Genomic DNA, 14,242 nt, shown 5'->3' with positions numbered 1-14,242 from the left:
ACTCAGGCCACCGACGGCTCGGCGGTTTCGCGCCTCAACTCCGGTTTGGAACCGAGAACTTCTTCCACAATCCCGCGCGCAATCTCGCGTTCACCCATGATCACCGTATCGGCGCCCAAACCCTTGAGATGTTCGACCTCGGCATCGGAATGGGCACGGGCGATGACGTTGATGCCAGGGTTGGCGGCGCGGGCTCGGAGCACGATCTGACCGGCTTCGAAGGCATTGGGGATGGCAAGGATCAGCCGGCTGGCGCCTTCGGGATTGGCGGCGGCGAACACTTCGGCATTGGCCGCATTGCCGGCGACGGTCTCGATGCTGTCCGCTTTCAGCCTCGCCAGCGTCTTGTCGGCGTCCTCGATGACCAGGAAGGGCAGTGCCGCGTCTTTCAACGCCGAGCCGACCAGGCCACCGACACGGCCGTAGCCGATCAGGATGGCATGGCCGGTGAGTGCCGTCTTGGGCGGCGGCCCGTCCTCCCTTTTCGCCGTTGCCGCGACAGAGGCCACCTGGCCCGGCTCCGTCGCCGGACCAACCGGTTTTGCTTCGACCGGCGGTGCCGTCCTGGCGGCGCGCCGTTCCAGCCACGGCTTCATCCAGTCGATGGCCAGGAACATCAGCGGGTTGAGGACGATCGACAGGATGGCGCCGGCCAGAATGAGGTCGCGACCTTGTTCGGGCAACAGTTTCAGCCCGACGCCGAGCTCGGCCAGGATGAAGGAGAATTCGCCGATCTGGGCAAGGCTTGCCGAAATCATCAATGCGGTGGCCAGGGGATAGCCGAAGGCAACGACGATGACGAACGCCGCCAGCGATTTGCCGATGACGATGATGGCCAGCGTTGCCAGGATCGGCCAGCCATTGCTGATCAGGCTGAACGGGTCGAACAGCATGCCGACCGAGACGAAGAACAACACGGAAAAGGCATCGCGCAGCGGCAAGGATTCTTCGGCGGCACGGTGACTGAGTTCGGATTCGCTCATGATCATGCCGGCGAAGAATGCGCCCAGCGCCAGTGAGACCCCAAACAGTTTGGCCGCGCCAAAGGCGACGCCGAGCGCTATGGCAAGCACCGCCAGCCGGAAGAGCTCGCGCGAGCCGGTGTGGGCGACATAGTGCAGGATCCAGGGGATGACCCGGCGGCCGACCACCAGCATGACGACGACGAAGGCGGCGACCTTGGCCAGCGTGATGCCGACGACGCCCCAGATGCCGTAGCTGGCCGGCAGCGACAGCAGCCCGCTTGCATGGGCGTCGGTCTGCTCCTGGCCGCCGAGCACGCCGGCCAGCGCCGGCAGCAGCACCAGCGCCAGCACCATGGCCAGATCCTCGACGATCAGCCAGCCGACAGCGATGCGGCCGCGCTCGGTCTCAATCATCCGCCGCTCTTGCAGAGCGCGCAGCAGCACGACCGTCGAGGCGACCGATAGTGCCAGGCCGAACACCAGTCCCGCGCCCATCGACCAGCCGAGCATCCACGACAACCCGGCACCGAGTGCGGTGGCAAAGCCGATCTGGACGACGGCGCCCGGCACGGCTATGGCGCGCACCGACAGAAGATCCTTCAACGAGAAGTGCAATCCGACGCCGAACATCAGGAGGATGACCCCGATTTCGGCCAGTTCGTTGGCAAGGCCGGCATCGGCGACGAAGCCAGGCGTGTTCGGCCCGACCAGCACGCCGGCTACGAGATAACCGACCAGCGGCGGGATACGGAAGCGGTTGGCGAGAGCCCCGAAGATGAAAGCCAGCCCCAGACCGGCGACGATGGTGGCGATAAGGGGCGTGTCATGCGGCATTGTCTATGGAGCGCCTTTCAAAAAACAGCGATGTTGGATGAGCGCCGCCCAAAGCCGCCGCCTGTTTTGCAATATGGTGGATGGTATGTCGGCGATGCAACCCGCGAATCCGTGAAATCGACGGCGCCGCCGCAAAAATTTGACCGGCAGCTGAGAAGCTGCCGGCCGGATCGGAATTTGTGCGGTGCTATTCGTCTCGATCCGTCAGGGCCGATCGACAATGATCAGCCTGCCCGCAGCAGGGCCTCGATTTCCGGTATGGCATGGTTGGTCAATGTCTTGGGAATTTCGGCGGTCACCTTGTCCTCGACCTCCTTGTGCAGCTTTTTGCGCATTGTCCCAAGCACCACTGGCGGTGCGACGAGCACGATCTCGTTGAATTCGCCGTCATGCGCGAGCTTGTAGAGCCGGGCGGCGATTTCATCGGCGAAACGCTCCTTGCCGATGCGGTGCCAGTCCGTATCCTCGACTGCGCTGCGATGGACGGAGGGACCATCATTGTATCGGCCCGGGCTGTCGCTGCCTTGCTCGCGGGTGGGCGGGTTGTCCTGCTGTATTTCCTGCACCACCTCGAGATTCGGATATTTGTTGTCGCCGGCGTTCCTGAGGAAAAGCGCCTTCTCGCCATCGGCCACCATGACCCAGATACCGTGCTTGAGTATGATTGTGTTCATGATGACAGGCTCCTTTTCAGCCGCGTGGTGGCCTTTCGTGGCGTTCCGCAGCCGGGGTTTCGATCCGATATGACAGGCCTTTTGAGAACGCGCCCCGAGCCACTAATGTTCCAGGCGGCAGCCGTGTCGGCGTTGAACATTCTGGCTGTCCAGAGTTCGCGGCTTTAATCTACTAATTTGGTAGAATTTAGAAAAAACAGTTTTGCGGCTTTTCTTCCCGGGCGCTAAAAGACCCGGAAAACAAGGCCTGCGACAGCAGCTTGAATCCGCTCCATCCGTAAACGAGAAATATTTTTCTCTTGGCTGGGATGCTTTCAGAAAAGCAATTGCATCCCGACAAGGGATGCGCGAGTGCGTTCCTTCTGGTTTCTCGCGCCCGCGCGTAGAACTGCAAGCTCATTCAGGATTCCGCTCGCGTCCATGTCGCACACTGCTCCCAAGCTCAGCGCCTTCCCCGTGTTCATGCGGGTCGAGGGCGAAGCCGTGGCCATCGTTGGCGGCGGCGAAGAGGCACTGGCCAAGGCGCGGCTGATCGGACAGTCGAGCGCGGTCCTGCGGATCATCGCGGAACACGCCGAGCCCGACCTGCTCGCCTTCATCGCCCAGGCCGGCGCGAGCCATTTTGCCGCCGCTTACGACGCATCGCAGCTCGAAGGCGCGATCATGGTGTTTGCCGCCAGCGGCGACGAGGAACTCGACCGTCGGGTGGCTGCGGATGCGCGCCGCCTAGGCATTCCGGTCAATGCCGTCGATCGGCCTGAGCTTTGCGATTTCTTCACCCCGGCGCTGGTCAACCGCGCGCCGGTCGCCATCGCCATCGGCACCGAAGGTGCAGGCCCGGTGCTTGCCCAGATGTTGCGCGGCCGCATCGACCGCATGCTGTCGCAGTCGCTCGGGCCGCTGGCAATTCTTGCGGCGTCGTTTCGCGGGGCTGCCGAGAAGCTGCTGCCGAAAGGCAATGCCCGCCGCCGCTTCTGGAATGATTTCTTCTCTGGCGCTCCTGCGCGCGCGGCCGAAGCCGGCCAGCTTTCGCAGGCGCATGACGCTGCCGTCGATCTTCTGCTGTCGGACACGCCCGCTTGCGGTCACATCGCGCTGGTTGGCGCCGGTCCGGGCGCCGAGGATCTTTTGACCTTGCGGGCCCATCGTCTGCTGATGGAAGCCGATGTCATCGTCCATGACGCGCTGGTGCCCGAGGCGGTCGTTGCCATGGGTCGCCGCGATGCCGAGCGCCTGCCGGTCGGAAAGCGTAAGGGCTGCCACACCAAGAGCCAGGCTGAGATCAATGCGCTGCTGGTCGAGCTTGGCCGTGAAGGCAAGCGTGTCGTGCGGCTGAAGTCAGGCGATCCGCTGGTGTTCGGCCGGGCCGGCGAAGAGATGGCGGCACTTCGTGATGCCGGCATCGCCTATGAGGTGGTTCCGGGTGTCACCGCGGCCTTTGCCGCCGCCGCCGATTTCGAACTGCCGCTGACCTTGCGCGGTGTCTCCTCGTCGATGGTGTTCACCACCGGCCACGACCTCAAGGGCAATTCGCTGCCCGACTGGGCCAAGCTCGCCATTTCCGGCGCCACCGTCGCCGTTTATATGGGCCGCTCGGTGGCCGCCGAGGTTGCCGGACGGCTGATCGAGGCCGGTCTGTCGCCGGACACCGCGGTGGCCGTGGTCGAGAATGCCAGCCTCGCCAACCGGCGTCGCTTCCACGGCACGCTTGCCGACCTGCCGTCGCTGGAAGCGCGCGCCGATCTTTCCGGCCCGGTCATGACCATCATCGGCGATGCGGTCGCCGGCGCCAATTTTGAGCGATCCGAGCCGCTGGCGGCACACAGGCATGAAGGTGCTTCCAGTTCGGTCGCCGAAGGAGTTCAGCCATGAAGATACTGACCGCCAACCGCCTCACCGACGGCATTGCCGTCTGGTACGCCGATGGCGGCTGGGCCGAGACGGTGGACCATGCCGACCTCGCCCATGACAAGGCAGCCGAGGACAGGCTCGAGGCGATCGGCGCCAAGGCCTATGCCGCCGACGAAGTGGTCGACGTCAATTTGATCGACGCTGAAGTCGTCAACGGTGTCGTCCAACCGGTGCGGCTGCGCGAGAAGATCCGCGCCGCCGGCCCGACCATCCGCAACGATCTCGGCAAGCAGGCTGCGCGGGCAGCATAACCAAGACACCAGGCATGGGCGGACGCGCCCTGAAAGACCAAGCATGTACCGTTACGATGAGTTCGACCACGATTTTGTCCAGGCCCGCGTCGCCGAGTTCAGCGACCAGGTGCAGCGTCGTCTTGCCGGCGAGATCACCGAGGACCAGTTCCGGCCCTTGAGGCTGATGAACGGCGTCTATCTTCAACTGCATGCCTACATGCTGCGCATCGCGGTGCCTTACGGCACGCTGAACGGCAAGCAGTTGCGCATGCTTGGTCACATCGCCCGCAAATACGACAAGGGCTATGGCCATTTCACCACCCGCCAGAACATCCAGTTCAACTGGCCGGCGCTGTCGGACATTCCGGCGATCCTGGCGGATCTCGCGAGCGTTGAGATGCATGCCATCCAGACCAGCGGCAATTGCATCCGCAACGTCACCGCAGACCATTTCGCCGGCGCTGCCGCCGACGAAGTCGCCGATCCGCGTCCCTACGCGGAAATCCTGCGCCAGTGGTCGTCGGTGCATCCGGAATTCTCGTTCCTGCCGCGCAAGTTCAAGATCGCGGTGACGGGTGCCGAGCGCGACCGCGCCGCCATTCAGACCCACGACATCGGCCTGCACCTGAAGAAGAACGCCGCCGGCGAACTCGGTTTCGCCGTCTATATCGGCGGCGGCCAGGGCCGCACGCCGATGGTTGCCCGCAAGATCCGCGACTTCCTGCCGGAAGCCGACCTTCTGTCCTACTGCACGGCGATCCTGCGCGTTTACAACCTCTATGGCCGCCGCGACAACAAGTACAAGGCGCGCATCAAGATCCTCGTCCATGAGACCGGCGTCGAGGAGATCACCCGCCAGGTCGAGGCCGAGTGGCAGGAGTTGAAGGACGCCGAGCTGAAGCTGCCGGAAGCGGACATCCGCGCCATCGAGGCCTATTTCGCGCCACCGGTGCTCGCTGGGCGGCCGGAAGGCGACCAGGCGGTCAAGCTGGCGCGGCTCGATTCCAAGGGGTTCTCGGAGTGGCTCGACCAGAATGTCGTGACGCACCGCCATCCCGACTATGCGGCGGTGACGATCTCGCTGAAGGGCATCGGCGAGGTGCCCGGCGATGCCTCAGACAGCCAGATGGAAGCGATCGCCGACATCGCCGAGAAATATGGCTTTGACGAGCTGCGTGTCAGCCATGAGCAGAACCTGATCCTGCCGCATGTGGCCCGCGCCGACCTCAAGGCGGTCTATGATGCGCTGGTCGGCATCGGCCTGGCGACGGCCAATTCCAACCTGATATCGGACATCATCGCTTGCCCGGGCCTCGACTACTGTGCGCTGGCCACGGCGCGCTCGATCCCGATCGCGCAGGAAATCTCGCGCCGCTTCGCCTCGCTTGAGCGGCAGCGCGAGATCGGCGAACTGAAGCTGAAGATCTCCGGCTGCATCAACGCCTGCGGTCATCACCATGTCGGCCACATCGGCATCCTGGGCGTCGAGAAGAAGGGCTCCGAACTCTATCAGGTGACGCTGGGCGGCTCGGCAGACGAGAACACCTCGGTCGGCGAGATCATCGGCCGCGGCTTCTCGTCGGAAGAGATCACCGACGCCATCGAGCAGATTGTCGAGACCTATCTCGGCCTCCGGCTCGACCCGCAAGAGAAATTCATCGACGCCTACCGCCGAGTCGGTCCCGCGCCGTTCAAGGAGGCGCTCTATGCTGGCGAAGCCAAGGCCGCTTGACCGTATCGGAGACGTCGATGACGGCATCGCCGCCAAAGCGGCGGGGCTCGATGCGCTCTATGGTCATCTGAAGCCGATCGAGATCATCGAACGCTCGGCCCGCGAACTGTTCCTCGACGAGATCGCCGCGGTGTCGTCGTTCGGCGCGGATTCGGCTGTGCTGCTGCACATGATCGCCAAGATCGACCGGACGCTGCCGGTCATCTTCCTCGACACCGGCAAGCATTTCGAGGAGACGCTCGGCTATCGCGACGCGCTCGCCGCCGATTTCGGGCTGACCAACATAAGGGTGATCAAACCCGAGGAAGCAGCACTCGAACGGATCGACCCGACGGGCAATCTGCATCAGAGCAACACCGACGCCTGCTGCGACGTGCGCAAGGTGGAGCCGCTGGCGCGCGGTGTCGCGCCATTTCGTGCCTGGCTCACCGGCCGCAAGCGTTTTCAGGCCGCGACGCGGGCGGCGCTGCCGGTGTTCGAGGCGGTCGGTCCGCGTATCCGTATCAATCCGCTGGCGCATTGGACGACATCGGACCAGGCGGACTACATGCGCGCGCATGCGCTGCGCGAAAATCCGCTGGTCGCCTATGGCTATCTGTCGATCGGCTGCTTCCCGTGCACGCAGCCGGTGCAGCCGGGCGAGGACGCGCGCAGCGGCCGCTGGGCCGGTCACGCCAAGACCGAGTGCGGCATTCACCTGTCGGGGCTGGAGAAGTCGCTGACCGACGCATCCCTTTAGGATATGCTGATATTCAGGTTAGGCTGGCCTGCAAACGGCAGCTTCCTGCGCTTCCGGTGCTCACGTACTTCAAGTACGCTCCGCTCCGGTTCTCGGAAGCCGCCATAAGTACGCTCCGCTCCGGTTCTCGGAAGCCGCCATTTTCGACTCAGCCTGACCTGAATCTCAACACATCCTTGGTTCGTTTGACTATTTAGGAACTTTTTGATGACTGAACCGACGACAGCGGAGACCCGACTCTGGACCCCTGCGGGTTTTCACGAGGATGAGTGGACGCATGCCGAAAGCGCCGATGCGCTGTCCGGCAACGGCCGCTTCATCCTGCCGTTGCAAGTCTTCCTCGATCTGGATCCGGAGGTGCGCCGCTCGGCCAAGGAACGGCTCGGCGTCCTGCTGCAGCCTGGTGATCAGCTCGAGAAGATTGCCGACCTGCTCGACCAGCTGTCGCTGGTGGCATTGGCCTTCCCGGCCTTCAGCGACGGCCGCTCCTTCTCCAAGGGAGAACTGCTGCGCGGCCGCTACCATTTCGAAGGTGCCGTTCGCGCCACGGGCCAGGTGCTGGTGGACCAACTGCCGCATATGCTGCGGCTAGGCTTCGACGAGTTCGAGATTTCCAATGCGGTGCTGTTGAAGCGCCTGGAGGAGGGCCGCACCGGCGGATTGGGGCTCTACTACCAGCCAGCCGCCGTGCCGGAACCAAAAGGCCCGAAATACTCCTGGCGGCGCGTTCGCAGCAGCTGACGTTGCGGTAATTCCGCGCGTCTTTACATCAGCCGTGTTCAGGCCTTCTCTTGATCATCCGGATGGAAAATCCGTGGACGATCGGGGAGGGGTCTTCATGCGTTACGACTATGTCATAGCCGGCGGTGGGTCCGCCGGCTGTGCGCTTGCCGCGCGGCTTTCGGAAGATCCATCGAAAACGGTCTGCCTGATCGAAGCTGGCGGCGAGGGCAGGGATATGCTGATCCGTGCTCCGGCTGGCATTATCGGCATGCTTTCCGGCCGGCCCAGGATCAACAACTGGGCCTTCGAGACCGTGCCGCAGCAAGGTCTTGGCGGCCGCAAGAGCTACCAGCCGCGCGGCAAGGCGCTGGGCGGCTCCAGCGCCATCAATGCAATGCTCTATGTCAGGGGCCATCGCAGCGACTATGACGAATGGGCAAATCTGGGCTGCGAGGGCTGGTCGTGGGATGAGGTTCTGCCCTATTTCCGGCGCGCCGAGGGCAATGAGCGCGGCACTGATGCCTTGCATGGCGGGGACGGCCCGCTGAAAGTGTCGAACCAGCGCTCGCCGAGGCCGATCGCCAAGGCCTTCATAGAGGCTTGTGCCGAAAACCAGATTCGCGCCTCGGACGATTTCAACGGACCGGAACAAGAGGGCGCCGGCTATTTCCAAGTGACCCAGTTTGCCGGTGGCGCCCGTAATGGCGAGCGCTGTTCGACTGCCGCCGCCTATCTCCATCCGGTGATGCAGCGGACCAATCTGACCGTGATCACGCGGGCGCACGCCACAGGCATCGTCCTTGCCGGCAAGCGCGCCACCGGCATCCGCTACCGGACGCGCAAAGGCGAGGCAGTGGCACAGGCGTCGCGCGAGGTGATCCTCTGCGGTGGTGCCTTCGGTTCGCCGCAGCTTCTGTTGCTGTCGGGTATCGGGCCGGCGGCCGAACTTGCCGTGCATGGCGTTCCCGTCGTCCACGAATTGCCGGGCGTCGGCAAGAACCTGCAGGACCACCTCGATTTTATCGTCGGCTGGAGATCGAAGGACACCGATATGCTCGGTATGAGCCCGCGCGGCGCGTGGGGTTTCCTCAGGCACATCGCGCAGTGGCGGCGGGATGGAACCGGGCTGATCGCCTCGCCGTCGGCCGAGAGCGGCGCTTTCGTCAAATCCGACCCGGCGCTTGAGCGCCCTGACCTGCAGCTGCAATTCGTCATCGGCTTGGTCGAAAACCATGCGCGCACGCTGCACTACGGTTTCGGCTTTTCCTGTCATGTCTGCATATTGCGGCCGCACTCGCGTGGCGAGGTTGGGCTGGCCAGCGCCGATCCACTTGCCGCGCCACGCATCGATCCGCGCTTTCTCGGCGACCAGCGCGATGCGGAACTGCTGCTGAAAGGCGTGAGGATCACCCGGCAGGTGCTGGCTTCGCCGGCGCTGACGCGCTACCGGCACAAGGAAATGCACATCGCCGGCGAGCCGAGCGATGCCGATCTGATGACCCATATCCGTACCCGCGCCGACACGGTCTATCACCCGGTCGGCTCCTGTCGGATGGGGGTCGACGAGATGGCGGTGGTCGATCCGCAACTCAAGGTGCGCGGGCTTGAAGCCTTGCGTATCGTGGACGCCTCGGTGATGCCGACACTGATTGGTGGCAACACCAATGCCCCAACCATCATGATCGCCGAAAAGGCCGCCGACATGATCAGGGCTGCCTGATCGGAGCTCCAGGCCGCGGCGCCCATGGCGCGGCGGTCTTTTTGTTGTGACGCAATTGCCCAGGGAAAACGCTACGCGTTTTCCCTGGAAAACCGTTCACACTTCTCCTGGAATTGCTTAAGCCGCCGCCCGTGCCTCGCGGAACGACACCAGCTTGCGGCGGTTTTCGTCCCACAATGCCAGTTTGACGCAGCGCAGGCTTTCGAGCAGCGTAACCCGGCCTATGTCGCGCAACTCGGGATAATCCCGCAGCACTTCCTGCAACCGGTAGCACGGCACCTTGGCCGAGAGGTGATGGACGTGATGGACACCGATGTTGCCGGTGAACCAGTTCAGCACCGGCGGAAGGTCGTAATAGGACGATCCGTGCAGGGCAGCGTGCTGGAATTCCCAGTCGGCATCCTTCGCCCATTCCGTTTCCTCGAACTGGTGCTGGACGTAGAACAGCCAGATGCCGGCCGAACCGGCGAGGATGACGATCGGCAGGTGAACCACCAGGAAAGCGCCCGGGCCGACGAACCAGATAAGGATGGCTGCTGCGACCGCGATGCCAAGGTTGGTGGTCATCGATGACACCCAAGGGGTCAGGCCGCCGCGCATCATGCCGACGGGCAGCCTTTGCTCGAAGATGAAAAGCCAGATCGGACCGAGCCCGAACATCACCAGCGGATGGCGATAGAGACGATAGGCGAGGCGGCCCCGCCACGACATCTGCCGGTATTCTGCAACGGTCAGCGTCCGGATGTCGCCCATGCCGCGTTCGTCAAGATTGCCGGCGCTGGCGTGGTGCGTCGCGTGGGCGCGCCGCCAGCAATCGTAGGGCGTCAGCGTCAGGATGCCGAGCGCGCGGCCGATCCAGTCGTCCGCGTAACGATTGGCGAAGAAGGAGCCGTGGCCGCAATCGTGCTGGATCATGAAGATGCGCACCAGAAACCCGGCCGCGGGGAGGATGAGGACCAGTCCCCACCAATGGCCGTAGGCATAAGCCGCCGAGGACAGCCCCCAGAGTATGGCGAATGGAATGAGGGTGATGGCGAGCTCGACGGCGCTGCGCCGCCTGTCAGGCTTCTTGTAGCGGGCGAGAATCTTCAACCAGGCGCGCTTGCTGTTGGCGACCGCCTCAGGGGAAATCATGTTCATCAGGAAGCATAGGCGGGGTGCCTCGCCGCCGCAAGGCAACATCACGCAAAATTACTGTGCGTAATTGTCGCGTGGCTTGGCGATCGAGCCTGCCGACCCGCCAGATCGACCTGCTGATGGCTCTGAGCGTCGGTTTTCCGCTGAGGTCGATCGCTATTCGCGATCGAGGATAGGGCAGCCGCGCTCGGTGCCAAAAGTCACGCGCACGCGGTCGCCGCCCTGTCTGCCGCGGACCGTGATCTCCCGGCGGCCGACGGACTCTATCCTTGCGCGGCGGATGCCCATTCGGTCTGCCTTGTCGAGAGCCCGGTCTTCCGTGCAGCCTCGTTGACGGCGGTCGCGCCGATCGTCGCGACGGGGGCCTTCGCAATCGTCGTAGGCGGGGTCGCAATCTTCCATGAGCTTCAGCCGCGGGCCATGTTTGCCCAATTGCAGCTGAAGATTGTCTGCTTGTGCCGGAAAGGCCGCCAAGGTGATGGCGCCGAGGCCGACAAACGCTATCAGCGATGAGGTGATCGAAACCTTGCGCATTTACGTCCTCCATTGAACCACAACACATCTATCCTTAGATGGTTCGGCTCTCCCCGGCTATTGCCGATAGGAGGTTTGCTGCCAAGATCGATTGTTGCGTTAAGGCCGGCGCCAGCCGATGTCACCGCGCTCCGCCCCATCGAGGCGGTCGAGCAGTTCTCTGAACCGATCGGGGATGTCGGCCTCGGTGCGGAAGGCCGGCAAGGTGCGCAGAAAGCGGGTCACCGCCTCGGCGCCGAACTGGCGCCTGATCTCGATGGCCAGCCCCTCTGCCTTTTCGCCCATGTTGCGGGTCATCATCTCAAAATCCTGTGTCGGCTTCGAAACTCCTGCAGCAAGAGAATGGTTCCCCCATCATGCCTGTATGGCAAGCAAAGCCCGCGGTTAAGGTAAAATTTGAATTAAAGTCGAAATGTCTTGCCTGTCATTGCCCGGCCTTGGCCGGCGGCTTCCATAGTCGCTTACCCCTTGATTTTTGGCCGCCAAACATCGATATCGGGCACAAAATCCACATCATTCGAGATTGACGGGAAACGGCGATGAGCGACCAGGCAAAAGACGAACGCGCGCCCGACGAAGTCGAGGCGACCGAGCCCGCAGCCGAGCGCACGGAAGGCAGCACCGACGGCGACTATGAAGCCCTTGTGCGGCTGCTGAAGGAAAATGAAGAGCTGAAGGACCGCGCGCTGCGCGTGGCGGCCGAGATGGAAAACCTGCGTCGCCGCACGGCGCGCGATGTGCACGATGCGCGCACCTACGCGGTCGCGAATTTCGCCCGCGACATGCTGTCGGTGTCGGACAATCTGCGCCGCGCGCTGGATGCGATTCCCGCCGAGGCCAAGGCATCGGGTGACGCCGGCTTCAAGGCGCTGATCGAAGGCGTCGACCTCACCGAGCGCGCCATGCTGTCGGCGCTGGAACGGCATGGGGTCAAGAAGCTCGCGCCGGAAGGCGAGAAGTTCGATCCCAATTTCCACCAGGCGATGTTCGAAGTGCCCAATCCGGATGTCCCGGCCAACACCGTGGTCCAGGTCGTGCAGCCGGGCTATTCGATCGGCGACCGCGTGCTGCGCCCGGCCATGGTCGGCGTCGCCAAGGGTGGTCCGAAGTTCGCCGCCGCTGAAGCACCGGTTGAGCCGGGGCCGGTGAACGAACAGGCTGAGAAAGATGCGTAGTTAGCGCAGTAAGGGAGTAAGGGAGTAAGGGAGTAGGGGAGTAGGGAAGCGTACCAACGGTGCGGCTTTGTGATAAACATACTCTCCTATTCTCCTCTTCCCTTACTCCCCTGGTCTGCATGAATGCCATCGCGCTTCTCGACTATGCCGGTGTCGCCGTCTTCGCGGCGACCGGGGCGCTGGCGGCTTCGCGTAAGCAGCTCGACATTATCGGCTTCCTGTTCCTGGCCAGTGTCACCGGGATAGGCGGTGGCACGCTTCGCGACGTTATCCTCAACCTGCCGGTTTTCTGGGTTGCCAACTCCGGCTATGTGCTGGTCTGCGCCGCGGTTGCGGTGCTGGTCTTCTTCAGCGCGCATCGTGTCGAATCGCGCTGGAAGTGGCTGCTCTGGCTCGACGCCATCGGGCTCGCCGCCTTTTCGGTGATGGGCGCGGCCAAGGGGCTTGCGATTACCGGCTCGCCGGTCGTGTCCGTCATCACCGGCGTGCTCACCGCCACTTTCGGCGGCATTTTGCGCGATCTCCTTGCGGGCGAGCCATCGGTGCTGCTCAGGCCCGAAATCTACGTCACGGCGGCCCTTGCGGGTGCCGGCCTCTACACGCTTGGCGATCTTGCCGGACTGCCGCCGCTCGCCTCGAACCTCGCCGGCTTTGCGGCGGCGTTCCTCGTGCGCGGTGGTGCGCTCAAATTCGGCTGGTCGTTTCCGTCCTACAAGAGCCGACCCGGCAGGCGGCCGGAAGATATTTTGTGAAAGGAAGCGAATAGCGAATAGAGAGTAGCGAATAGGGGTTGAGCGAGATAGCTCCCGCTATTCGCTATTCGCTAGCGTCACGCAGCGAAGCGCTGGGCTTCGCCGCCATAATAGTTGACGTAGCGTGCGCCGATCTCCTTGACCGGCATCACGACGAACACATCGACCGTCGAGAATTCGCGATCGATGACGCAACCATCGCCGATGCGGGCACCGACGCGCAGATAGCCCTTGACCAAAGGCGGCATCGCGGCGATCGCCGCCTTGGCATTGACGGCCTCGATCGGCATCAGATCCATCGAGCAATAGCGCCCGGACACCGCGCGCACGTCCCAGGCCGAATTCGTCCGGCAGTGGTGGGCGAGATAGGTGAGCGCTTCGGCATGCGCCGCCGGCACGGTGCCGTGAAAGGACGCGCAGCCGGTCATCACACCGATTTCGTAATGATTGATGTAAGCCCAGATGCCTTGCCACAGCGCCTCGATGGTGCGCTTCGAGCGGTATTCCGGCAAAACGCAGGAGCGGCCGAGTTCAAGGAAACGCTGGCCGGGGTGGCGGGCGATGAGCTTGGTCAGCTCGAATTCACCTTCGGAATAGAAGCCACCGGCCGTGGCCGCGATTTCTTGCCGCAGCAGCCGATATGTGCCGACGATGCGGCGATGTTCGGGACCGGAAAGCGTGGTGTCCAAAACCAGCAGATGGTCGCAGAGCGGATCGAACCGGTCGGCGTCCCGGCGGTCATGGGCCTGGAACAGGTCCTTCCTGGCGCCAAGTTCGTCGTAGAACACCCGGTAGCGCACTTCCTGCGCGGCCGCGATCTCGGCCTCGTTGCGAGCGAGCCGCACTTCAAGATTGCCTATACGGCCCAGCGCAGCGCCCTTTATGACGGAATCGACGTTACGTCCGGCAAGCAAGGCGCTGCTGGCGTTCGGCCGAGTGTCACATTCCGGCATAACTGTATGCACGAGTGATTCTCCTTCGAGCCATCCCTCTTGGCACGGGGATACGGTGTAGGTGCAACAGGATTGTGACAGTACCGTGATACGACGTCATGGGCAATACTTCGTCGGCTGGCGAATACGATCAACCGGCTACGTTTAAGTGATCGCCCGT

Annotated in this window: 14 protein-coding genes; 8 read left to right on the top strand and 6 right to left on the bottom strand. The window is 63.4% G+C overall.

The window, feature by feature from the left end; all coding sequences use genetic code 11:
* Positions 1 to 2 precede the first annotated feature (2 nt).
* Positions 3 to 1,799 carry a cation:proton antiporter domain-containing protein gene (locus tag AC0L3E_RS07490; protein WP_292334068.1) on the bottom strand — a complete coding sequence of 599 codons (1,797 nt, stop codon included), beginning with the start codon at positions 1,797 to 1,799 and terminating at the stop codon, positions 3 to 5.
* Positions 1,800 to 2,023: 224 nt separating this feature from the next.
* The gene (locus tag AC0L3E_RS07485) at positions 2,024 to 2,473 is read right to left on the bottom strand and encodes a baeRF12 domain-containing protein (RefSeq protein WP_127271043.1); all 450 of its coding nucleotides are present in this window, start codon (positions 2,471 to 2,473) and stop codon (positions 2,024 to 2,026) included.
* A 420-nt stretch (positions 2,474 to 2,893) separates the two neighbouring features.
* On the opposite strand from AC0L3E_RS07485, the gene cysG reads away from it, so the two are divergent.
* The 6 genes from cysG (at position 2,894) to AC0L3E_RS07455 (ending at position 9,531) form a co-directional block, all read left to right on the top strand.
* On the top strand, positions 2,894 to 4,345 hold the full coding sequence (gene cysG / locus AC0L3E_RS07480) for a siroheme synthase CysG (protein WP_473604544.1): 1,452 nt from the start codon (positions 2,894 to 2,896) through the stop codon (positions 4,343 to 4,345).
* Positions 4,342 to 4,635 (top strand): DUF2849 domain-containing protein, encoded by a 294-nt coding sequence (locus tag AC0L3E_RS07475; protein ID WP_128309092.1) that lies wholly within the window; start codon positions 4,342 to 4,344, stop codon positions 4,633 to 4,635. Before cysG ends, AC0L3E_RS07475 begins: the two co-directional genes overlap by 4 nt.
* 43 nt (positions 4,636 to 4,678) lie before the next feature.
* Positions 4,679 to 6,349 (top strand): nitrite/sulfite reductase, encoded by a 1,671-nt coding sequence (locus AC0L3E_RS07470; protein ID WP_127272508.1) that lies wholly within the window; start codon positions 4,679 to 4,681, stop codon positions 6,347 to 6,349.
* Complete coding sequence (locus tag AC0L3E_RS07465; protein WP_127272509.1) at positions 6,324 to 7,088, top strand: phosphoadenylyl-sulfate reductase; 765 nt, start codon at positions 6,324 to 6,326, stop codon at positions 7,086 to 7,088. The genes AC0L3E_RS07470 and AC0L3E_RS07465 overlap by 26 nt, the downstream gene beginning before the upstream one ends.
* Before the next feature lie 207 nt (positions 7,089 to 7,295).
* Positions 7,296 to 7,829 (top strand): DUF934 domain-containing protein, encoded by a 534-nt coding sequence (locus tag AC0L3E_RS07460; protein WP_127271069.1) that lies wholly within the window; start codon positions 7,296 to 7,298, stop codon positions 7,827 to 7,829.
* Positions 7,830 to 7,926: 97 nt separating this feature from the next.
* Complete coding sequence (locus tag AC0L3E_RS07455; protein ID WP_128309091.1) at positions 7,927 to 9,531, top strand: GMC family oxidoreductase; 1,605 nt, start codon at positions 7,927 to 7,929, stop codon at positions 9,529 to 9,531.
* A 117-nt stretch (positions 9,532 to 9,648) separates the two neighbouring features.
* Here the strand turns inward: AC0L3E_RS07455 and AC0L3E_RS07450 are convergent, their stop codons facing one another.
* The 3 genes from AC0L3E_RS07450 to AC0L3E_RS07440 form a co-directional block, all read right to left on the bottom strand.
* Positions 9,649 to 10,671 carry a fatty acid desaturase gene (locus tag AC0L3E_RS07450; RefSeq protein ID WP_473604542.1) on the bottom strand — a complete coding sequence of 341 codons (1,023 nt, stop codon included), beginning with the start codon at positions 10,669 to 10,671 and terminating at the stop codon, positions 9,649 to 9,651.
* Between the two features lie 153 nt (positions 10,672 to 10,824).
* Entirely contained in the window at positions 10,825 to 11,202 is a 378-nt protein-coding gene (locus AC0L3E_RS07445; RefSeq protein WP_127269664.1) for a hypothetical protein, read from the bottom strand.
* Positions 11,203 to 11,301: 99 nt separating this feature from the next.
* On the bottom strand, positions 11,302 to 11,502 hold the full coding sequence (locus tag AC0L3E_RS07440; RefSeq protein ID WP_127319283.1) for a hypothetical protein: 201 nt from the start codon (positions 11,500 to 11,502) through the stop codon (positions 11,302 to 11,304).
* Positions 11,503 to 11,741: 239 nt separating this feature from the next.
* On the opposite strand from AC0L3E_RS07440, the gene grpE reads away from it, so the two are divergent.
* Together grpE and AC0L3E_RS07430 are read left to right on the top strand one after the other, a co-directional pair.
* A complete protein-coding gene (grpE, locus tag AC0L3E_RS07435) occupies positions 11,742 to 12,377 on the top strand; it encodes a nucleotide exchange factor GrpE (protein WP_027161324.1) in 636 nt (211 codons plus the stop codon).
* Between the two features lie 119 nt (positions 12,378 to 12,496).
* Positions 12,497 to 13,129 (top strand): trimeric intracellular cation channel family protein, encoded by a 633-nt coding sequence (locus AC0L3E_RS07430; RefSeq protein WP_127319279.1) that lies wholly within the window; start codon positions 12,497 to 12,499, stop codon positions 13,127 to 13,129.
* 77 nt (positions 13,130 to 13,206) lie between these two features.
* On the opposite strand, the gene olsB is transcribed toward AC0L3E_RS07430, so the two are convergent.
* Positions 13,207 to 14,082, bottom strand: a complete 876-nt coding sequence (olsB, locus tag AC0L3E_RS07425) for a l-ornithine N(alpha)-acyltransferase (RefSeq protein WP_023812526.1) — start codon at positions 14,080 to 14,082, stop codon at positions 13,207 to 13,209.
* Positions 14,083 to 14,242 lie beyond the last annotated feature (160 nt).

The organism is Mesorhizobium sp. WSM4822 (genome assembly GCF_055811155.1).
This window is presented reverse-complemented; position numbering and strand designations above follow the sequence as displayed.

Bases quoted from the DNA above. Each gene is read 5' to 3' on its own strand.
- AC0L3E_RS07490 (WP_292334068.1), bottom strand. From the start codon at position 1,799: ATGCCGCATGACACGCCCCTTATCGCCACCATCGTCGCCGGTCTGGGG.
- AC0L3E_RS07485 (WP_127271043.1), bottom strand. From the start codon at position 2,473: ATGAACACAATCATACTCAAGCACGGTATCTGGGTCATGGTGGCCGAT.
- cysG (WP_473604544.1), top strand. From the start codon at position 2,894: ATGTCGCACACTGCTCCCAAGCTCAGCGCCTTCCCCGTGTTCATGCGG.
- AC0L3E_RS07475 (WP_128309092.1), top strand. From the start codon at position 4,342: ATGAAGATACTGACCGCCAACCGCCTCACCGACGGCATTGCCGTCTGG.
- AC0L3E_RS07470 (WP_127272508.1), top strand. From the start codon at position 4,679: ATGTACCGTTACGATGAGTTCGACCACGATTTTGTCCAGGCCCGCGTC.
- AC0L3E_RS07465 (WP_127272509.1), top strand. From the start codon at position 6,324: ATGCTGGCGAAGCCAAGGCCGCTTGACCGTATCGGAGACGTCGATGAC.
- AC0L3E_RS07460 (WP_127271069.1), top strand. From the start codon at position 7,296: ATGACTGAACCGACGACAGCGGAGACCCGACTCTGGACCCCTGCGGGT.
- AC0L3E_RS07455 (WP_128309091.1), top strand. From the start codon at position 7,927: ATGCGTTACGACTATGTCATAGCCGGCGGTGGGTCCGCCGGCTGTGCG.
- AC0L3E_RS07450 (WP_473604542.1), bottom strand. From the start codon at position 10,671: ATGAACATGATTTCCCCTGAGGCGGTCGCCAACAGCAAGCGCGCCTGG.
- AC0L3E_RS07445 (WP_127269664.1), bottom strand. From the start codon at position 11,202: ATGCGCAAGGTTTCGATCACCTCATCGCTGATAGCGTTTGTCGGCCTC.
- AC0L3E_RS07440 (WP_127319283.1), bottom strand. From the start codon at position 11,502: ATGATGACCCGCAACATGGGCGAAAAGGCAGAGGGGCTGGCCATCGAG.
- grpE (WP_027161324.1), top strand. From the start codon at position 11,742: ATGAGCGACCAGGCAAAAGACGAACGCGCGCCCGACGAAGTCGAGGCG.
- AC0L3E_RS07430 (WP_127319279.1), top strand. From the start codon at position 12,497: ATGAATGCCATCGCGCTTCTCGACTATGCCGGTGTCGCCGTCTTCGCG.
- olsB (WP_023812526.1), bottom strand. From the start codon at position 14,082: ATGCCGGAATGTGACACTCGGCCGAACGCCAGCAGCGCCTTGCTTGCC.